The sequence below is a fragment of the Pseudonocardia kunmingensis genome (genome assembly GCF_006716445.1).
Taxonomy (GTDB): domain Bacteria; phylum Actinomycetota; class Actinomycetes; order Mycobacteriales; family Pseudonocardiaceae; genus Pseudonocardia; species Pseudonocardia kunmingensis.
Map to the genome: position 1 here is coordinate 67,401 of NZ_VFPA01000010.1, position 19,303 is coordinate 86,703.

Genomic DNA, 19,303 nt, shown 5'->3' on the forward strand with positions numbered 1-19,303 from the left:
GCGCGCCCCCTGCTTCGGGGACATTCGTTCGACGTCCCCCTGGCCCGGGTCATGGACGTGGTCGCGAGCTGCTCACCCTGTCCGGCCCGCCGGCCTCGGCGCGGGCCTGCGCCAGCGCTGCGGTCTCCTCGGCCGGGTCCGGCGTGAGCAGCGAGCCGGGGACCGGGGAGCCGCCGGAGCCCAGCTGGTTCATCCGCTTGGGCACCGGGGCGCCCTGGTACTCCAGCGGGATGGCGTGGCCGTGGGCGTCGACGCCGCCGAGGGGCTGGTGCACCTCGACGAACTCGCCGTGGGGCAGCCGCTTGATGACGCCGGTCTCGATGCCGTGCTCGAGCACCGCGCGGTCCGAGCGCTGCAGGCCCAGGCAGATCCGGTAGGTGACCCAGTAGGCGATGGGCGGCACGACCAGTACGCCGATGCGGCCCGCCCACGTCGTGGCGTTGAGCGAGACGTCGAAGAAGTAGGCGATGAGGTCGTTGCTGCCGCTGAGCACGAGCACCGTGTAGAAGGAGATGCCCATGACGCCCAGCGAGGTGCGGACCGGCACGTCCCGCGGCCGTTGCAGCAGGTTGTGCAGCGCGTTGTCCTTGGTGAACCTCCGCTCGATCCAGGGGTAGGCGCCCGCGAGCACGTACAGGATCGGGAGGAACGCGGGCGAGGCCCAGAACGCGGGCGGGATGTTGTAGTCGCCGATGTGGATGTCCCACGGCGGGAAGATCCGCAGCATGCCCTCGGTGAAGAGCACGTACCAGTCGGGCTGCGACCCCGCGGAGACGTGCGCCGCGTTGTAGGGGCCGAAGTTCCAGATGGGGTTGATCTGGAACAGCCCGCCCATGGCTGCGATGACGCCGACGGTGACGGCGAAGAACGCCCCGGCCTTCACGGCGAACGCGGGGAGGATCCGGACACCGACGACGTTGCCCTCCTTGCGTCCGGGGCCGGGGAACTGGGTGTGCTTCTGGTACCAGACCAGCCCGAGGTGCACGGCGATCAGCGCGAGCAGGATCCCGGGGATGAGCAGCACGTGCGTGATGTAGAGGAGCGGGATGACCTCGGTGCCGGGGAACTCGCCGCGGAACAGCACGAAGTGCAGCCACGTGCCCACCACCGGGACGGACAGGGTGAAGCCGGAGGCGATCCGCAGGCCGGTGCCCGAGAGCAGGTCGTCGGGCAGCGAGTAGCCGGTGAAGCCGGCGAAGAAGCCGGTGAACAGCAGCAGGACGCCGATCACCCAGGTCGCTTCGCGCGGTTTGCGGAAGGCGCCGGTGAAGAACGTGCGGCACATGTGCACGACCATCGCGGCCATGAACAGCAGCGCGGCCCAGTGGTGCACCTGCCGGATGAACAGCCCCCCGCGGACCTCGAAGGAGATCCCCAGCGCACTCTCGTACGCCCGCGACATGTGGATGCCGCGCAGGTTCTCGAACGCGCCGTCGTAGACGACCTCCTCCATGGAGGGGTCGAAGAACAGTGCCAGGTAGGTGCCCGACAGCAGCAGGACGATGAAGCTGTAGAGCGCGACCTCACCGAGCATGAACGACCAGTGCGTCGGGAAGACCTTGTTGAACTGCCGGCGCAGCCCGGCGGCGGGGTGGTAGCGCTGGTCCAGCTCGTCGAACGCGGCCCCCACCCGCTCGCCGCCGCGAGACCCACCGTTGTTCCCCATGGCCTCACGACGCCGCAGCCCGACCGGGTGTGACGCGCTGTGGCCGGCGTCACACCTGCCGCCGGACTCCTGTCGTGATCAGCGGTCACCGAGCAGGACCCGGCGGGCCAGCCGGGCGAGCGCTCCGGCGATCTGCTCGGGAGCGAGCCCGCTGTCGCGCTGGTAGCGGAACACCTCGCCCGACAGCGGCGCCAGCAGCGTGTCCACCAGGGCGTCCGGATCCGGGACGTCCCCGGCCTCCAGCAGCACGCGCACGTGCGCCCGCCAGAACCCGTAGGACCCGACGGCGAACCGCGCCGCCCCCGCATCGACGGCGAGCACGAGCGGGAGCTGCCGTTCCAGGTGCTCGACCATCGCGGCGTAGAAGGCGGCGAGCCGGTCCTCGGGCGGCGCGCCGGGGCCCAGCGGTGGATCGCCGCGGATCACCTGTTCCTGTATCGCCGCCTCGTGCTCGCCGAGCAGCGCTCCGGCGATGGAGGCGACGTCGGGGTAGCGCCGGTAGAGGGTGGCGCGGCCGACGCCGGCCGCGCGGGCGACGTCGTCCATCGTGACCGCGCGCGGGTCCTTGCTGCGGAACAGGTCCGCGGCGGCGGTCAGCACCCGGGCCCGGTTGCGTGCGGCGTCGGCGCGCTCGGCGGGTGGTGCGCCCACCTGCGGCAGTTCGACGGCAGCCATCGTCTCAGCGTAGGTCGGCGGCGATCTCGGCCGCCACGAGCCGGGCCAGGTGGCGACCGGTGGTGTGCAGGGGCGTCGGATCGGCGGCGACCCTGCTCAGCAACTCCGCACCTTCGAGTCCGGACAGGACCATGCAGGCCAGCTCCGCCGCCGTGCGGGAGCCGATGCCGGCCGACTGCAGGCGGGTGGCGATGAGGTCCTGCCATTCCTGCAGGATGCGGGCGCAGGTCACGCGCAGCAGCGGGGCGTCGTTGACGCTTTCCAGGGCTGTCACCGCCACGGGGCAGCCCTCCGCCCAGCCCGTCGAGGCGAGGTCCGCGGCCAGGTCGTCCGCGCAGGCGGCGATGGCATCGGGTGCGTCGGCCCCGCGAGCCAGTGCCGTGCGCAGCAGGTCGGCGAAGCGTTCTCCCGCGTGGACGAGCGCGCTGGCCGCGAGCTCCTCCTTCCCGCGCGGGAAGTGGTGGTAGAGCGAGCTCGTCGTGACCCCGGCCGCGCGCACGATGTCCTTGATGCCGGTGGCCTGGTACCCCCGTCGCTCGAGGAGCGCCGCGGTCTCCCGGACCAGGCGTTCCCGCGTGCTCGGTGGCTGCGGTGCGGCCTGCGCGGATGACGATCGTCTCACCGGCGCCACGCTACCGGATCGATCGCTCCATCTGGTACACACGCTCTGGATCGACCGATCTATCAGGAGGGGGACACGGTGGAGCACGGAGCGAGCGGGGCGGCCGGAGCGGCCGAGGTGGCGGTGACGCAGCCGGGAGCGGGCTGGGCGGGGTCCTTCGCCGAGCACCCCGGGTACCGGCGCATGTTCGCCCCCGGGCGGCTGACCATCGGGCTGTTCCTGCCGGTGTGGCAGTTCGCCGGCGAACTGGAGGCCATGCGGGGGCAGGGCGAGGTCGTGCAGCAGGCCGACCGCGGCGATCTGGCGGGGCTGTGGGTTCGGGACATCCCGCTGCACGACCGCAACTTCGGCGACGTCGGGCAGGTCTACGACCCCTGGACCTACCTCGCGTGGTTGGCCGCGCACACAGAGCGCACCGCGTTGGCCGCGGGAAGCGTGATCGCCACGCTGCGGCACCCGATCGACCTGGCGAAGCAGGCGGCATCGCTGGACCGGCTCTCCGGTGGCCGGTTGGTGCTCGGGGTCGCCGCCGGCGACCGCGCGTCGGAGTTCCCCGCCTACGGCATCCCCTACGACGAGCGGGCGGCCCGGTTCGCGGAGAGCCTGCCGCTGGTGCGGCGCCTGCTCGACGAGCGGTTCCCGCAGGTGGCGACGCCGTTGAGCAGGATGGACGGCTCGACGGATCTGCTGCCCAAGCCCACGGCGGGCGCCGTTCCACTGATCGTCACGGGATCCAGCAGGCAGAGTGAGGAGTGGATCGCTTCGCACAGCGACGGCTGGCTGATCTACCCCGGCGTGACGCACACCGACGAGGGCCCGACCCAGCTGGGGGAGAAGATCCGGCGATGGCGCTCGCTCGTCCCGGCGCGGCAGTTCAAGCCGGTGCTCACCAACGAGTGGCTCGACCTCGTCGAGGACCCCGATCACCCACCGACGCCGATGCGCGGGGGCTTCGTCCTGCGCACCGGCCGCCACGGCCTGATCGATCTGCTCACGCGCTGGCAGGACAACGGGGTCAACCACGCGGCGCTCGGCGTGCAGCACGGCAGGCGGCCCGCGGCGGACGCCGTCGCCGAGATCATCGAGCACGTCCTGCCCGTGTTCCCGACGCTGCCCGCCCCGGCCGCGGCCACCCCGATCTGGTGAGCAGCCCGATGATCACCGCGGCGAGCCCGCTGCTCGACGCCCAGGACTACGCCGAAATCATGCGGCGGGCAGCGGCCCGGCTGCGCCACGAGGGATCCGGTGCCCTCGACCTGGCGGTGCCCGCCTGTCCGGGCTGGAAGGTCCGGAACCTGCTGTTCCACGTGGGCCACGTCGCCTCCTACGTGCTCGCCTGCGTCGTGGCCCGCGGTCCCCAACCCGACTACCGTGATCCGGAACCACCCCCCGACACCCAGCTGTGCGACTGGATGTCGGAGCAGGTCGCGACGGTCCAGGCGAGGATGGCCCAGACCCCGCCCGCCGCGCCGGCCTGGAACTGGTCGACGGGACCGCAGACCGCGTCGTTCTGGCCACGCCACCTCGCCCACGAGGCCCAGATCCACCTGTGGGACCTGCACGACGCGCTCGGCCGTGCCGCCGGGTCCGGAGCGCCACCGCGGACCACCGCCTTGGCGCACCTCGGCGCGGCGTCGCTCGCCGCGGTGGCCGTCGACGGGGTCGACGAGATCCTGCGGCTGCACCTGCCGGCGCGGCGTCGCGACGAGGCGGCGCTGCCCGGGCACGGGCACGCCCGCCTCGTCGCCGTCGACGTCGGGATCGGCTGGGACGTCGATCTCGCGAACGACTCGGTGCGGAGCTACGAGGTCGGTGCCGAGCCCGTCGACGCCCCGGCCGTCGCGGAGGGGCGGGTGGTCCTGCAGGGCACCGCCGAGGTCCTCTACCTGGCGCTGTGGGGTCGGGTGCCGCTGCCGCTCCCGGCCGGCACCCCGCCCGGGGCTCGTCGGATCGGCGCCGCGTTGGTGTCCGGATGAGCGTGGCCGCTCACGTCGGCGGCGTCACGCGGAGCGGCCCCGGCCGGTGCCGGCGATCGCGCGGTCGACGGCGTCGGCGAGGAGGTCCGCCTGCGGCGTGGCCAGGGTGGCGGTGGTGATCCGGACGGCCGGCGGGCTCACCAGGCGGAACGCCTCGCCCGGGCGCACGGCCCACCCCTCGTTCTGGAGGGCCTGGCTGGTGGTCGCCTCGTGGGGGACCGGCAGCCAGACGTTGTAGCCGCTGGTCGCGGAGGCGGAGTGCCCGCGGCGGCGGAGGGCGTCGAGCAGCGCGTCGCGGCGGGCCCGGTAGGTCTCGCGCGCGCGATCGAGCAGCGCGTCGGTGGCGGGGTCGACGAGCAGCGCGTGGACGGCGTGCTGCAGGAGCAGGCTCACCCAGCCGGCGGAGGCCTGCTGGTGGCCGAGGACGCGGTGGCGGGTGATCGGATCGGCGAGCAGGGCGGCGACGCGCAGGTCGGGTCCCAGGCTCTTGCTGGTGCCGTACACGTAGGCCCACCGCGTGGTGGTGCCGGCAAGGGGGTGCAGCGGGCGGTCGGCGCCGGGGCCGAGGTGGTCGTCGTCGATGACGAGCAGGCCGGGTGCCGCGCTGAGCACCGCGGCGAGCTCGTCGCGGCGCTCAGCGGTGCGGGCCGCGCCGGTGGGGTTGTGGCCACGGGGGGAGAACACGGCAGCGGCCGGACGGACGGTGAGCGACTCGGCGACGGCGTCGGCGCGTGCGCCCCGGTCGTCCGCGGCGACGGGGTGCGGGCGCAGGTCGAGCGCGTCGAGCAGGTCGAGCAGGCCGCAGTAGGCGGGGTCCTCGACGAGGACGCGGTCGCCGGGCCGGGTGGACGTGGCGAGCGCTCGTCCGATGCCGTCGAGGGATCCGCCGACCACGAGCGGCTCGCCGGGGGGTGCGTGGTCGGCGTCGAGCCGCCGGCGCAGCGCGGACACGAGCTCGGCGGCGTTGCCCCCGTGACCGTAGAGCGCCGACCGGCCGTCCGTGCCGTTCAGCGCGTCGGCCGCCGCGGCCAGCGCGGGCCGCAGGTCCGGGAGCAGCGCGGGGTCGGGGTTGCCGCTGGAGAGGTCCACGACATCGGGCGGGAGGGCCAGCGCCACCCGGCGCGCGGAGCGGGGGCGTCGGGGCCTGACGACGGTGCCCGCCCGGCCGTTCCCGCGGACGAGTCCGCGTTCGCCGAGCCGGCGGTACGCGGCGGCGACCGTGGCCGTGCTGGTGCCGAGCTCGGCGGCGAGGTTGCGGACCGTGGGGAGGGGGTGCCCGGCCGGCAGGGCACCGTCGACGATGCCGGCCTCGATGGCGTCGGCGATGTCGCCTGCGCCCCTGCCGGTGATGGCGAAAGGAGGCGGACCGGGCACCTGCCCGATGATACGTAGTGCCACGGAACCCCTGGCCTCAGTGGCGCCGGGGCAGCGGTTCCCGGTCACGGGCGTGGCGCAGGGCGTCGACGAGGCGGTCGACGTCGGTGCTGGTCGTGCGATGGCTCGTGATGCAGGCGCGCAGGGCGGGGCGCCCCGCCACCCGCACGGGACTGATCCAGCTGGTGCCGCCCCGCACGACGCGGTCGGCGACGGCGTCGTGCCACGCCCACGCCGTGGCCGGGTCGAGGTGCTCGGTCGCCGGGTCGGTGACGCAGACGACCGGCAACGGGGTGTGGTTGAGCCGCTGCCAGCCGTCCGCGCGGAGGCGGTCGGCGAGCAGGGTGCCGAGGTCGGTGTCGCGTTCGATCTGGGCGGCGTACCCGCTGCGACCGGCCGCGACGAGCGACAGGAGGACCTTCAGCCCCGCGAAGCGCCGGGACCACTGGATGGAGGTCGTGTAGGGGTCTGCGGCGTCCTCGACCGCACCGGGCATGTAGCCGGTGGACAACCGGAAGGTCCGGGCGAGCAGTTCGGCGTGCGGGGTCAGGATGGTGCCCGCACCCATCGGCACCGAGAGCCACTTGTGCGCATCGAGGGTGACCGAGTCGGAGCGCTCGATCCCGGCCAGCAGGGGGCGCAGCCGGTCGGACAGGCTGATCGCGCCCGCCCAGGCGGCATCGGTGTGCAGCCAGAGCCCGTGGGTCCCGGCGAGCTCGGCGAGATCCCGCAGGGGATCGATGATCCCGGCGCCCGTGGTGCCGGCGGTGCCCACGACCAGGAACGGCAGGTGGCCCGCGGCGCGGTCGGCCTCGACCAGGGCGTGCAACCGGCTGGTGTCCATCCGCAGGTGCTCGTCGACGTCGACCAGGCGCAGCGCGTCGCGTCCCAGTCCGGTGCCGTGCGCGATCTTGACCCACGCCAGGTGGCTCTCCGCCGAGGCGTAGAACACCGGCCGACCGGGGAGCCCGCGCAACCCCTGGTCGGCGTAGCCGGGGAACGCGCGGGTCAGCGCCAGGAGCACCGCGGTCAGGTTCGCCTCCGCGCCGCCGGTGGTGATGTTCCCGGCGACCGCACCCGACGCCAGGCCGAGCCGCCCGGCGAGGAACCGCAGCACGTGTTGTTCGGCCTCCACCGCCACCGGGGCGTGGGACCAGGCCGCCAGCTGGGGGTTCACCGCGGCCGCGAGCAGCTCGCCGGCCACGCCGGCAGCCGTCGGGGTGGGGTTGAAGAGTCCGAAGTAGCCCGGGTGCGTGGTGTGGACCCCCCAGCGGCGGAGGGCGGCCACCAGGTCCCGCACCGCTGTCGCCGCCGACTGCGGCTCCTCGAGCGGGTAGGTGTCGGCCAGCCACGAGCGCACGGTGGCCGGGTGGACCGGCTCCGCGGACGCGACCGGCCCGTCGGCCACCGAGCCCAGGTGCTCCGACACCGCCCGTGCCGTGCTGACGAGCAGGTCCTCGACCTGTTCCGGAGGCAGGTCCAGCGGACCCCCCACCCGCGGATGGGTCGGTTGCGGTGGACAGGTCTTCGCCATGCTACCTCTTTGTGCTAGAACGTATATGTTACGTACTAGCAGATTAAACCAGGGCCGTCGGCGGCGAGCATCTGCGTCCGGCGTCCGCGCGGCGGCGCGGGCGCTTCTCGGCAGTGGCCATGACCGCCATTCCGAAATCATCTTGTACGAGTGGGTACGAGATAGTACCGTCCGGAATAGCTCGTACATGGAAGTACGAGATCATGGGGGGGTCTCCGTGCCTGCATCGGGCTCTGCTGCTGAGGTCGCACCGAAGAGGTGGCCCGCGATGAGGTACTGGCCCGCCGCGCTGGGGTTGGCGGCCGCGACCTTCCAGATCGTGACCGGGGTGAACGCCGACGCCGTGGCCATCACGGTTGCCGTCGCGGCGAGCTGCTACCTGGCCGCAGCCGCCTTCGGCCTGCCGTGGGTCGCCTGGGCCTGCATCCTGGCCGGTTCGGCCGTGGTCACGCTCAGCGAGATCGCAAGCATCCCGTGGTGGGTGGGCCTGGGTTCCTTCGCGGCCGTCCTGGTCGTGGTCGGCCTGGTGCGCCGGTCCCCGGGCCCCGTCCTGACCGCCCAGGGCCTCGCGATGCTCGGGTTCGGCGGCGTCGCCGTGGCCGGTGTGCTGGTCTCCCCGCGCCTGGGCCTGCTCCTGGCCGGTGTCGCGCTCGCCGGCCACGCGGTGTGGGACTACCGCCAGTGGCGCGCCGACGAGGTGGTCCCGCGCTCGTTGGCCGAGTGCTGCCTCGCGCTCGACATCCCCTTCGGCGTCGCGGCGATCGTGCTGGCCCTCACGATGCAGTGACCCGACGCCCGGCCGCTCGACCGGGGACGCATGCGGCCGATGCGCCCGGCCGCGGTGGCCGAGGCGTCACCGATCGGGGCGCCAGCGCCCGTGCCCGTCGGATGCGCGGGTCCGTCGGATGAGCTCCAGGCGCGGTTTCGGCCCGTCCGAGCGCCCGGTCTGCGGCTTGCGGCGCCCCGCGCGCCACGGGTCCGGCCAGGTGACTCCCGGCCCGTCGTAGTCCTGGTCGATCGCGGCGTGCAGGGTCCAGTTCGGGTCGTAGAGGTGGGCGCGCCCGACGGCGCACAGGTCGGCGCGGCCGGACAGGATGATCGTGTTCACGTCGTCGGCCGAGGAGATGACGCCCACCGCGATCGTCGGGATGTGCAGCACGTTGCGGATCGCGTCGGCGAAGGGCGTCTGGTACGAGCGGCCGAACGCCGGCCGCTCCTCCGGTGTGACCTGCCCTGTCGACACGTCGATGGCGGCGGCGCCTGCACGTTCGAAGGCGCGCGCCACCTCCAGGGTGTCCGCAGGCGAGATGCCGCCCTCCACCCAGTCGGTGGCGGAGATGCGGACCGTCATGGGCCTGTCGGTCGGCCACGCCGCGCGCATGGCGGTGAAGACCTCGAGCGGGAACCGCAGGCGGTTCTCGATCGACCCGCCGTAGGAGTCGGTGCGCCGGTTGGTGACGGGGGACAGGAACGCCGAGAGCAGGTAGCCGTGCGCGCAGTGCAGTTCGACGAGGTCGAAGCCGGCGCGGGCGCCGCGCTCGGTGGCGGCGACGAACTCGGCGACGATCGCGTCCATGTCGGCGAGGTCGAGCGCCTTCGGCACCTGGTTGACGCCCTCGCGGTAGGGGAGCGGCGACGCCGCGACGACGGGCCAGTTGCCGGACTCCAGCGGTTGGTCGATGCCCTCCCACATCAGCTTGGTCGAGCCCTTGGGGCCGGAGTGCCCGAGCTGGAGGCCGATCTTGGCCTGCGAGGAGGTGTGCACGAAGTCGGTGACGCGCCGCCACGCCGCGGCCTGGTCGTCGGTCCACATGCCCGTGCAGCCGGGCGTGATGCGTCCTTCGGGTGACACGCACACCATCTCGGTCATGACCAGCCCGGCGCCGCCGAGCGCCTTGCCGCCGAGGTGGACCAGGTGGAAGTCGGTGGGCATGCCCTCGGCGGCGACGTACATGTCCATCGGCGAGACGACGACGCGGTTGGCGAGCTCCAGCTCGCCGAGGCGGAACGGGTGGAACATGGGCGGGCGCGGCTTCCCGTCGCCCCGGCCGGCCTGCCGCTCCGCGTCGGCGAACCACGCGTCGACCTCGGCGATGAACCGGGGGTCGCGCAGCCGCAGGTTGTCGTAGGTGATGCGGCGGCTGCGGGTGAGGATGTTGAAGGCGAACTGCAACGGCGGCTGGTCGACGTACTGCCCGAGGTTCTCGAACCACTCCAGGCTCGCCTGCGCGGCACGCTGCGTCGAGGCCACCACCGGCTTGCGCTCGGCCTCGTAGGCGGCCAGCCCGGCGGGCACGCCGTCGTTCTCGTGCAGGCACGCCGCCAGCGCCAGCGCGTCCTCCATGGCCAGCTTCGTGCCGGAGCCGATCGAGAAGTGCGCGGTGTGGGCGGCGTCGCCGAGCAGCACGATGTTGTCGTGGCACCAGCGCTCGTTGCGGACGGTGGTGAAGCTGATCCACTTCGAGTTGTTGGCCAGCACGCGCCCGCCGGCCAGCACGTCGCCGAAGATCTCCCGGACGGCCTCGACGGAACGCACGTCGGACTCGCCCGGCGCCAGGGGGAGGGCCTCGCTCGCGTCGAACCCCGCGCGTCGCCACACGTCGTCGTGCATCTCGATGATGAACGTGCTGCCGTGCGCGTCGAACGGATACCCGTGCATCTGCATGACGCCGTGCTCGGTCTCGCGGACGTCGAAGGTGAAGGCCTCGAAGACCGTGTCGGTGCCCAGCCACATGTAGCGGCACCGGCGGACGTCCAGGCTGGGGAGGAAGTGATCGGCGTACTTGGTGCGGACCGCCGAGTTCAGCCCGTCGCCCGCCACCACGAGGTCGTGGTCGTGGCGCAGCTGCGCGACGTCGGGCGCCTCGGTGGAGAAGCGCACGTCGACCCCGAGCTCGCGGCAGCGCTCCTGGAGGATCTGCAGCAGGCGCTTGCGGCCCATCGCGGCGAAGCCGTGGCCGCCGCTGGTGATCGTCTGCCCGCGGAAGCGGACGTCGATGTCGTCCCAGCGCGCGAACTCCTTCTCCATCGCCGCGTGCACGACCGGGTCGGCGTGCTCGATGCCGCCCAGCGTCTCGTCGGAGAACACGACGCCGAAGCCGAACGTGTCGTCGGCGGCGTTGCGCTCCCACACCGTGATGTCGTGGCCCGGGTCGAGCTGCTTCGCGAGCGCCGCGAAGTACAGGCCGCCGGGACCGCCGCCGATGACTGCGATGCGCACGGTGCAAGTATATTGTTTGCTTGACGCTCGTTGTCAAGACGATATACGGTGTTGGTCATGAGGGCCTTCGCGCTGAGCGAGGATCAGGTCGAGTACGCCGCCCGCGTCCGCTCGGTCGCGGTCGAGAGCCTCGTCCCGCTCGCTCGGGCGGGCGAGGACGGCCGGATCAACCGCCCGCTGCTGCACGCGATGGGCGAGCTCGGCCTGCTGCGCGACCTCTACGGCGGTCGTCCCGGCGAGCCGCCGCGCGACGCCGCGGCGATGCAGCTGTGCCTGCTGCGCGAGACGATCGCCGCCGTGTCGCCCGAGGCCGAGACCGCACTCGCCCTGCAGGGGCTGGGCAGCTACCCGATCCTGCAGTCCGGCTCGGCCGCCACCGTCGAGCGCTGGATCCCTGGGGTGGTGGCCGGCGACGTCGTCGCCGCGTTCGCGCTCACCGAGCCCGGCGCCGGGTCCGACGCCGCGGCGCTGTCGCTGCGCGCCGAGCCCGACGGCGACGGCTGGCGCCTCTCGGGTGCGAAGCTCTGGATCTCCAATGCCCCCGACGCCGACGTCTACACCGTGTTCGCCCGCACGTCCGACACCGGTGCGCGGGGCGTCACGGCCTTCGCCGTCGCCGGGGACGCCCCGGGGCTGTCCGGTGAGCGCCTCGACATGATCTCGCCGCACCCCATCGGCCGCCTCGCCTTCGACGGGGTCCGGGTCGAGCGGGCCGACGTGCTCGGCGAGGTCGATGCCGGGTTCCGGGTCGCGATGCGCACGCTCGACCTGTTCCGGCCCAGCGTGGGCGCGTTCACGGTCGGGATGGCCCAGGCCGCGCTGGACGCCACCGTGGCACACGTCAAGAGCCGGGAGGTCCACGGCGGACCGCTCGCGGCCCAGCAGTCGGTGGCCCACGCGCTCGCGACGATGGCCACCGACCTGGAGGCGGCCCGCCTGCTCGTCTACGCGGCCGCGAGCGCCTACGACGCAGGCGCGGACCGCTCGACCGTCTCCCGGTCCGCGGCCATGGCCAAGCTGTTCGCCACCGAGGCGGCGGGGCGCATCGTGGACCAGTGCGTGCAGCTGCACGGCGCCCGTGCCCTGCAACGTGGCCACCTGCTCGAACACCTCTACCGCGACGTCCGGGCGCCCCGGATCTACGAGGGCGCCTCCGAGGTGCAGCGCACGATCATCGCCCGCGAGCTTCTGAAGGAGAGGACGAGCAGTTGAGCCGCTTCCGCGCCTCGGCGCCGCTGACCACGACGTGGTCCCACTTCGACTTCGCCGTCGACGGACCGGTCGCCACGGTCACCCTCAACCGGCCCGAGAAGCTCAACCCGCTCACCTTCGAGTCGTACTCGGACCTGCGGGACCTCCTGACGGAGCTGCCCCACCACGAGGGCGTCAAGGTCCTGGTGATCCAGGGTGCCGGCCGCGGCTTCTGCGGCGGCGGCGACGTCAACGAGATCATCGGCGAGCTGCTGAAGATGCAGGCCGCCGAACTGATGCGCTTCACGAAGATGACCGGCGACGTCATCCGGGCGATGCGCGAGTGCCCGATCCCGATCATCGTGAAGATCCAGGGCATCGCGGCGGGCGCGGGCTCGGTGATCGCGCTCGCCGCCGACTTCCGCATCGTGGGCGAGTCCGGGCGGTTCGCGTTCCTGTTCACCAAGGTCGGGCTCTCCGGCGGCGACATGGGCGCGGCCTACCTGCTCCCGCGCGTCGTCGGGCTCGGCCGGGCCACGCAGCTGCTCATGCTCGGCGACACGATCGACGCCGCCACCGCCGACCGCTACGGGCTGGTCTCCCAGCTCGTGCCGGACGCGGAGCTCGACGACGCCGTGGCCGCCCTCGCGGCTCGGCTCGCCGCGGGGCCGACCCTCGCCTTCGCGCAGACGAAGTCGCTGCTGACCCGCGAGCTGGACATGCCGATGTCCGCGTCGATGGAGCTCGACGCGATGACCCAGGCGCTGCTCATGACCACCGACGACCACGCCGAGTTCCACGCGGCCTTCAACGAGGGGCGCAAGCCCGCGTGGAAGGGCCGGTAGTGACCGAGCTCGCGAGGTCACCGTCCGACACAGTGGCAGGCGCCGTCGCCGTCGTCACCGGCGCCGGGCAGGGGGTCGGCCTGGCGACGGCGCAGCGGCTCGCCGCCACCGGCCACCGGGTCGTCCTGGTCGGCCGCGATCGCGGCAAGCTCGACCGGGCGGCTGCGGAGGTCGGCGGGCCGACGCTCTGCGTCGCCGCCGACCTCACCGTGCCCGAGCAGGTCGAGGAGCTGTTCGCCACCGTCGAGCGGGAGTGGGGATGGGCCGAGGTGCTGGTCGCGAACGCCGGCACCTCCCTCGCCGCGCCGATCACGACGACCACCGACGCGCAGTGGCAGCAGATGCTCGACTCGAACCTGACCGCGCCCTTCCGCTGCATCCGCCGCGCGCTCCCCCCGATGCTGGAGGCCGGCCGCGGACGCATCGTGGTGATCGCGTCCGTCGTCGCCAAGCGCGGCGAGCGGCAGGTGAGCGCGTACACGGCGAGCAAGCACGGCGTGCTCGGGCTGGTCCGCGCCGTGGCCGACGAGGTCGCCCGCAGCGGGGTCACCGCCAACGCGGTGTGCCCCGGCTACGTCGACACCCCGATGACGGACGCCACGGTGGCCGCCATGGCCGCCCGCCTGGGCGCGTCCGAGGGCGACGCGCGGGCGCTGCTCCGGAAGCGCCAGCCGATCGGGCGGCTGATCCGGCCCGACGAGGTCGCGGCGGCCGTGCTCGCCTGCGTGGAGAACGGCGCGATCAACGGACAGGGCATCAACGTCGACGGAGGAGCCGTGCAGTCGTGACTTTCGAGCGCATCAACCCGCCGCAGCTCGCCGCGCCGCGCGGCTTCAGCCACGCCGTCGTCACCGACCGGCGCCGCACCGTCCACCTCGCCGGGCAGACGGCCCTCGACAAGTCGGGCACGATCGTCGGCGACGACGTCGTCACCCAGTTCGAGCAGGCGCTGCACAACATGATGCAGGCGCTCGCGGCGGCCGGCGGCTCCGGTGACGACCTGGCCACCGTCACGATCTACATCGTCGACATGGACGGCTACCTCGCGAACGTGCGGGAGATCGGGAAGATCTGGCGCCGCCTCGTGGGCACCGAGTACCCGGCCATGGCGGGCATCGGGGTCGCCCGGCTCTGGGACGCCGCCGCGCTCGTCGAGGTCCAGGGCGTCGCCGTGCTCGACCGGTAGGACAGTGGTGGCACGACGTGTGATCGGCCCGAGTCGTACGTGAGGGCGCTCGGCGCAGCGCTGGTGTGCGGCTCGGATCGATGTCGGTGGTGATCGCTTCGAGTCGTACCTGGGTGCGGGGGTGGCAGCCCTGGTGTGCGGCTCGATGGGCATCATATGGCGGCGATCCCGGCCTGCGCGCCCAACTCGACACGCTGCAGCGTGCACCGGGCATCGGCGGCAACCGCCGCGTCACCGCCCGCGCCTGGAGTGCTAGGCGCGGATCGTCGTCACCGCGTGCTCGCGGGCCGGGGTGCGCAGCAGGGCGTCGAGGTCGCCGAACAGGTCTGCGGCACGCCCGCCGAGCCACCCGTCGGGCAGGAGGTCCGGGGGCAGGCCCGGATCGAGGTAGGGCAGGCGGCGCCACACCGTGAGCATCGGCACGTAGATCTCGAACGCCGTGCGGGTGCCGTCGTCGGAGCCCTTCCAGCGGGACTCCGCATCGGAGAAGCGTTCGAGGAAGTCGCCGTACTCGGCGTTGATGCTGTCGAGGTCCCACCACTGCGCCACCTGCCGGCACAGCGAGCTGAAACCTTCGTGGCGTGCCGAGAACAGGTCGACGTAGGGGGACAGCCCACGCCGCTCCAGGGTCCGGGCGACCTCGTCGCGGAGGTGGCCGGGTGCCACCCACACCCCGGGCGCGGCCGTGCCGAACCCCATGCCCGACAGCGTGGTGCGCAGGATGTGCCGCTTCTCCCGCTCCGACTCGGGGATGGAGAACACCACGAGCAGGAAGCCCTCCGAGGCGCGGGCCCGCCTGCGGTCGAAGATGCGCACGTCGCCCTCCCGGAGCACCTCGAGGGCGCTCTCGGACAGCGCGTAACCCGCGGCCGACCCGGCCTTCATCGCCAGCAGGACGCCGCGCCGCTTGAGCCGGGAGATCGACGACCGGACCCCGGCGGAGTCGACGCCGAGGTCTCCCATCAACCGCACCACGGAGCTCACCGACATCCAGTTGTGCTCGTCGCGCGCGTACAGCCCGTACAGCGTCAGGATGAGCTGGCGCGGGGCGATCTCTGCCATGGCGGAAGCCTAGGTCGGGGCGCTCACGACGACCGCAGGCGGAACCGTTGGAGCTTGCCCGTCGCCGTGCGCGGCAGCGCGTCGACGAAGTGCACGAGCCGCGGGTACTTGTAGGGCGCGATCGTGGCCTTGACGTGGCGCTGGATCTGCGCGGCGACCGCGTCGCCCGCCGGGGCGCCGTCGCGGAGGCGGACGAACGCGGTGACGACGGACCCGCGCGCGTCGTCGGGCGTGCCGACGACCGCGCACTCGAGCACGTCCGGGTGGGTCAGCACGGCCTCCTCCACCTCGGGGCCGGCGATGTTGTAGCCGGAGGAGACGATCATGTCGTCGTTGCGGGCGTGGTACCAGAAGTAGCCGTCCGGATCGCGCGTGAAGGTGTCACCGGTGATGTTCCAGCCGTTCTCGACGTAGATCTTCTGCCGATCGTCGGCGAGGTACCGGCATCCGGTGGGTCCCTTCACCGCCAGCCGTCCCGGCGTGCCGTCCGGTACCGGCTCACCGGCCTCGTCGACGATCCGCGCCTGGTAACCCGGCACCACCCGTCCCGTGGCGCCCGGCCGGATGTCGTCGTCGGCCGCCGAGATGAACACGTGCAGCATCTCGGTGGACCCGATGCCGTCGATCAGGCGCACACCCGTGGACGCGTGGAACGCGCGCCACGTCGCCTCGCCGAGGTGCTCCCCGGCCGACACGGCGCGGCGCAGGGTGGAGAGCAGCCCGGCATCGCCGTCGGCGATCATCGCCCGGTAGGCGGTCGGCGCCGTGAAGCACACCGTGACGCGGTGGGCGGCGACGTGCCGGGCGAGCTCGGCAGGGGTGGCCTTCTCGATCAGGAGGGTGCTCGCCCCGGCCCGGAGCGGGAACACCAGACCTCCCCCGAGACCGAACGTGAACGCGAGCGGCGGGGTGCCGGCGAAGACGTCGTCCGGGCGCGGCTTCACCACGTGCACCGAGAACGTGTCGGCGATCGCGAGGACGTCGCGGTGGAAGTGCATCGTGGCCTTCGGCCGGCCGGTGGTGCCCGAGGTGAAGGCGAGCAGCGCGACGTCGTCGGCCGCGGTGAGCACGTCCTCGAACCGGTCGGGCAGGTCGGCGACGAGCGCGCACAGGTCGTCGGTGCCCGGGCCGCCGTAGGGAACGGTGGTGACGCCCTCGAGCCCGTCGCCGGTCAGCTCGGCCACGAACCGGTGGTCGCAGAGGGCGATGTCGGCGGCCGCGATCTCCCGGATGTCGCGCAGCTCGCGGGCGCGCAGCATCGGCATCGTCGGCACCGCCACCGCGCCGGCCTTCAGCACCCCGAACCAGCAGGCGACGAGCCAGGGGTTGTTCGGACCGCGGAGGAGCACGCGGTTGCCGGGCACGACGCCGAGCCGGTCGACGAGGAAGTGCGCGACCCGGTTGGCGGTCGCCCGCAGGCGGCCGTAGCTCCACGTCTCGCCCGCCGGGGTGAGCAGGCACGGGCGATCGGCCCCGTGCCCGGCGATGACGTCGTCGAGGAGCGCGGTCGCGCAGTTGAGGCGTTCGGGGTACTGCAGCTGCGGAAGGTCGAAGTGCAGCTCGGGCCAGTTGTCCGCCGGCGGCAGGCTGGTGCGGCAGGTGGTGTCGACGTGGGTCGTAGGAGACAGGATCACGGCCGGCTCTCCTTCGCGGTGTGACCCGGACACTATTGCGCAACTGTGACGGCAGTCAATGCGCCTATATATGTACCTGACCCTCATTGCGGCCGGGGCGCGTCGGACTGGAGGCGGCGTCAATGACGCCGTGGACGGCGCGGCTGATCCTGTCGGCAGCGCGGTCGGGGTCGGGTTGCCCGGCGTCGAGCCAGGCGATGACGGCCTCGATCGTGAGCGTCGGTATGAGCCGGGCGGCCCAGTCCAGCCACGCGCCGTCGGGGATCATCGCGGCGAGGTTGCGTCGGGCGATATCGACGGAGCCGGCGGCCAGGCCGTCCATCCGCCCGCGGAACTCGGGTTCGCGCGCTGCGTGGCGGAACAGCAGCCGGAAGGCGTCCGGGTCCGCGGCGGCGGCCTGGAGCAGGGCCGGGATGGCCTGCTCGTCGAAGTCGTCGCTGCCGACGCTGCCCTCCAAGCGCCGGCACGCGCGGTCGAGGACGGCGGCGTACAGGTCGGCTTTCGAGTCGAAGTGCCGGTAGAGCAGGACCCGCGTGATCGCGGCCTCGGCGGCGATCTGGTCGAGGCCGGTGGCGGCGAACCCGGTTCGGGCGAAGGCCCGGGTGGCGGCGTCGAGGATCTGTGCGCGCCGGTCGGCGCGCCGCATCCGCCGCGCCGTCGGGCCCTCCGGATCGGGCCCCTCGCCGGCCCTGGCCTCGTCGCCCATGCCACCACCCCTCTTGTTTACGTCAGAGTCTACAAGTAGTTTGTTTACTCTGAAGTTTACACACGGAAATCTACTTGGGAGAGCTCGATGACGAGTGTCGTGCAGCTGCCGTTCGATCAGCCGGTCCCGCTCCGGGTGGCGCCGTTGCTGCGGCAGCTCCAGGCCACGGGGCCGGTGCACCGTGTCCGTACCGCGGTCGGGGACGACGCGTGGTTGGTGACGGGGTACGACCAGGTGCGGGGTCTGCTCGACGACGACCGGCTCGGGCGCTCCCACCCCGACCCCGGGAAGGCGGCGCGGACCGGGGAGTCGGCGTTGTTCGGGGGTCCGCTGGGTGAGTTCGCGACCGAGCATGCCGATCACTCCCGGATGCGCGCCTTGCTGCAGCCCCACTTCTCGCCCAAGCGGATGCGTGCGCTCGGGCCGCGTGTCGAAGAGCTCACCGGCGCGCTCCTCGACGATCTCGCCGAACACGGGCCGCCTGCCGACCTGCACGAGGCGCTGGCGTTGCCGTTGCCGATCATGGTGATCTGCGAGCTGCTGGGCGTGCCCTACGAGGACCGGGCGCAGTTCCGGGGGTGGACGCAGGCCGCCGCGGACGTGCGTGACCACGCCCGCTCCATGCAAGGGCTGGGTGAGCTGTTCGGCTACGGCAAGCAGCTGGTGACGGGCAAGCGGCGCGATCCCGGGGATGACGTGATGTCACGGTTGTGCGCCGTGGAGGGCGTCAGCGACGACGAGGCGGCGGGGCTGGGGATGGCGCTGTTGTTCGCCGGGCACGAGACCACCGTCGTCGCGATCGGGCTCGGCGCGGTACGGCTGCTGACCGACCCCGCCCGATGGCGCGAGCTGCGCAGTGACCCGAGTCGCGTCGGGGCGGTGGTGGAGGAGATGCTGCGCATCCAGGCCCGCGGCGGGGGTGGCATCCCCCGCTACGCCCGCACCGATCTGGAGATCGACGGGGTCACGGTGCGGGCCGGCGAGCTGGTCCTGCTCGACAACGGTGCCGCCAACCACGACGAGGCCGTCTTCGTTGAACCCGAGCGGTTCGACCCCACGCGCGGGGCGGGAAGGCATCTCACGTTCGGTCACGGGGCCCGCTACTGCATCGGGGCACCGCTGGCCCGCATCGAGCTGCAGGTCGTGTTCTCCCAGCTCGTCACGCGCTTCCCGGAGATGCACCTCGCGGTGGGTGTCGAGGAGCTGCGGTTCGACAGCGCCGTACTGACCGGTGGCCTGCTCGAGCTCCCGGTGATCTGGTGAACGCCGGGTCCGTGACGCGGCACCCGGTGTTCGCGCGCCTGTACCCGCGGATGTCCCGGGCGATGGACGAGGGAGGGCTCGTCGAGCACCGCCGCCGGCTGCTGGCCGGCTTGAGCGGCGAGGTCGTCGAGATCGGCGCCGGGCCGGGCGGCAACTTCCCGCACTACCCGCCGGCGGTCGCCCGCGTGTTGGCGGTGGAGCCCGAGCTGCGGCTACGGGATATCGCTGCCAGGGCGGGTACCGACGCCCCGGTCGACGTCGAGGTGGTCGACGGCCTGGCCGAGCGCCTGCCCGCTGTCGATCGCAGCATGGACGCCGCGGTGTTCTGCCTCGTGCTGTGTTCCGTGCC

The 19,303-nt window shown here is 72.9% G+C and carries 18 protein-coding genes; 9 read left to right on the forward strand and 9 right to left on the reverse strand.

Going from position 1 to position 19,303, the window contains the following annotated elements:
- Window positions 1–49 precede the first annotated feature (49 nt).
- The 3 genes from qcrB to FB558_RS42900 all read right to left on the reverse strand — a co-directional run bounded on the left by qcrB (window position 50) and on the right by FB558_RS42900 (window position 2,963).
- On the reverse strand, window positions 50–1,666 hold the full coding sequence (qcrB, locus tag FB558_RS42890) for a cytochrome bc1 complex cytochrome b subunit (protein ID WP_142065537.1): 1,617 nt from the start codon (window positions 1,664–1,666) through the stop codon (window positions 50–52).
- A 78-nt stretch (window positions 1,667–1,744) separates the two neighbouring features.
- A complete protein-coding gene (locus tag FB558_RS42895) occupies window positions 1,745–2,341 on the reverse strand; it encodes a TetR/AcrR family transcriptional regulator (RefSeq protein WP_142065539.1) in 597 nt (198 codons plus the stop codon).
- Window positions 2,342–2,345: 4 nt separating this feature from the next.
- Complete coding sequence (locus tag FB558_RS42900; protein WP_170231843.1) at window positions 2,346–2,963, reverse strand: TetR/AcrR family transcriptional regulator; 618 nt, start codon at window positions 2,961–2,963, stop codon at window positions 2,346–2,348.
- Window positions 2,964–3,041: 78 nt separating this feature from the next.
- Between FB558_RS42900 and FB558_RS42905 the strand changes: the two genes are divergently transcribed.
- A complete protein-coding gene (locus tag FB558_RS42905; RefSeq protein WP_211367267.1) occupies window positions 3,042–4,109 on the forward strand; it encodes an LLM class oxidoreductase in 1,068 nt (355 codons plus the stop codon).
- Window positions 4,106–4,939, forward strand: a complete 834-nt coding sequence (locus tag FB558_RS42910) for a maleylpyruvate isomerase N-terminal domain-containing protein (protein WP_142065543.1) — start codon at window positions 4,106–4,108, stop codon at window positions 4,937–4,939. Before FB558_RS42905 ends, FB558_RS42910 begins: the two co-directional genes overlap by 4 nt.
- A gap of 24 nt (window positions 4,940–4,963) precedes the next feature.
- On the opposite strand, the gene FB558_RS42915 is transcribed toward FB558_RS42910, so the two are convergent.
- A complete protein-coding gene (locus FB558_RS42915; protein WP_142065545.1) occupies window positions 4,964–6,313 on the reverse strand; it encodes an aminotransferase class I/II-fold pyridoxal phosphate-dependent enzyme in 1,350 nt (449 codons plus the stop codon).
- Window positions 6,314–6,350: 37 nt separating this feature from the next.
- Entirely contained in the window at window positions 6,351–7,808 is a 1,458-nt protein-coding gene (locus FB558_RS42920; protein ID WP_170231844.1) for a pyridoxal phosphate-dependent decarboxylase family protein, read from the reverse strand.
- Window positions 7,809–8,115: 307 nt separating this feature from the next.
- Here FB558_RS42920 and FB558_RS42925 point away from each other — a divergent pair, with 307 nt between their 5' ends.
- On the forward strand, window positions 8,116–8,634 hold the full coding sequence (locus tag FB558_RS42925; RefSeq protein WP_142065550.1) for a hypothetical protein: 519 nt from the start codon (window positions 8,116–8,118) through the stop codon (window positions 8,632–8,634).
- Window positions 8,635–8,700: 66 nt separating this feature from the next.
- On the opposite strand, the gene FB558_RS42930 is transcribed toward FB558_RS42925, so the two are convergent.
- Window positions 8,701–11,067 carry a bifunctional salicylyl-CoA 5-hydroxylase/oxidoreductase gene (locus tag FB558_RS42930; RefSeq protein WP_142065552.1) on the reverse strand — a complete coding sequence of 789 codons (2,367 nt, stop codon included), beginning with the start codon at window positions 11,065–11,067 and terminating at the stop codon, window positions 8,701–8,703.
- A 57-nt stretch (window positions 11,068–11,124) separates the two neighbouring features.
- On the opposite strand from FB558_RS42930, the gene FB558_RS42935 reads away from it, so the two are divergent.
- Genes FB558_RS42935 through FB558_RS42950 form a run of 4 tightly spaced genes read left to right on the forward strand, consistent with a single transcriptional unit; the run spans window position 11,125 to window position 14,289 of the window.
- Window positions 11,125–12,279 (forward strand): acyl-CoA dehydrogenase family protein, encoded by a 1,155-nt coding sequence (locus FB558_RS42935; protein ID WP_142065554.1) that lies wholly within the window; start codon window positions 11,125–11,127, stop codon window positions 12,277–12,279.
- Window positions 12,276–13,103, forward strand: a complete 828-nt coding sequence (locus tag FB558_RS42940; RefSeq protein WP_142065556.1) for an enoyl-CoA hydratase family protein — start codon at window positions 12,276–12,278, stop codon at window positions 13,101–13,103. Before FB558_RS42935 ends, FB558_RS42940 begins: the two co-directional genes overlap by 4 nt.
- 32 nt (window positions 13,104–13,135) lie before the next feature.
- Window positions 13,136–13,891 carry an SDR family NAD(P)-dependent oxidoreductase gene (locus FB558_RS42945; protein ID WP_142065558.1) on the forward strand — a complete coding sequence of 252 codons (756 nt, stop codon included), beginning with the start codon at window positions 13,136–13,138 and terminating at the stop codon, window positions 13,889–13,891.
- The gene (locus FB558_RS42950; protein ID WP_142065560.1) at window positions 13,888–14,289 is read left to right on the forward strand and encodes a RidA family protein; all 402 of its coding nucleotides are present in this window, start codon (window positions 13,888–13,890) and stop codon (window positions 14,287–14,289) included. The genes FB558_RS42945 and FB558_RS42950 overlap by 4 nt, the downstream gene beginning before the upstream one ends.
- A gap of 252 nt (window positions 14,290–14,541) precedes the next feature.
- Here the strand turns inward: FB558_RS42950 and FB558_RS42955 are convergent, their stop codons facing one another.
- The 3 genes from FB558_RS42955 to FB558_RS42965 all read right to left on the reverse strand — a co-directional run bounded on the left by FB558_RS42955 (window position 14,542) and on the right by FB558_RS42965 (window position 17,691).
- Window positions 14,542–15,351, reverse strand: coding sequence for a PaaX family transcriptional regulator (locus FB558_RS42955; protein ID WP_142065562.1), 810 nt, complete (start codon window positions 15,349–15,351; stop codon window positions 14,542–14,544).
- 23 nt (window positions 15,352–15,374) lie between these two features.
- Complete coding sequence (locus FB558_RS42960) at window positions 15,375–16,985, reverse strand: AMP-binding protein (RefSeq protein ID WP_246107167.1); 1,611 nt, start codon at window positions 16,983–16,985, stop codon at window positions 15,375–15,377.
- A 64-nt stretch (window positions 16,986–17,049) separates the two neighbouring features.
- On the reverse strand, window positions 17,050–17,691 hold the full coding sequence (locus tag FB558_RS42965; RefSeq protein ID WP_142065566.1) for a TetR/AcrR family transcriptional regulator: 642 nt from the start codon (window positions 17,689–17,691) through the stop codon (window positions 17,050–17,052).
- 87 nt (window positions 17,692–17,778) lie between these two features.
- On the opposite strand from FB558_RS42965, the gene FB558_RS42970 reads away from it, so the two are divergent.
- Window positions 17,779–18,954: a cytochrome P450 gene (locus FB558_RS42970; RefSeq protein ID WP_142065568.1), complete on the forward strand. Its 1,176-nt coding sequence runs from the start codon at window positions 17,779–17,781 to the stop codon at window positions 18,952–18,954.
- On the forward strand, window positions 18,951–19,303 hold a 353-nt coding region (locus FB558_RS42975; protein ID WP_246107168.1), incomplete at its 3' end, for a class I SAM-dependent methyltransferase. The genes FB558_RS42970 and FB558_RS42975, both read left to right, overlap by 4 nt.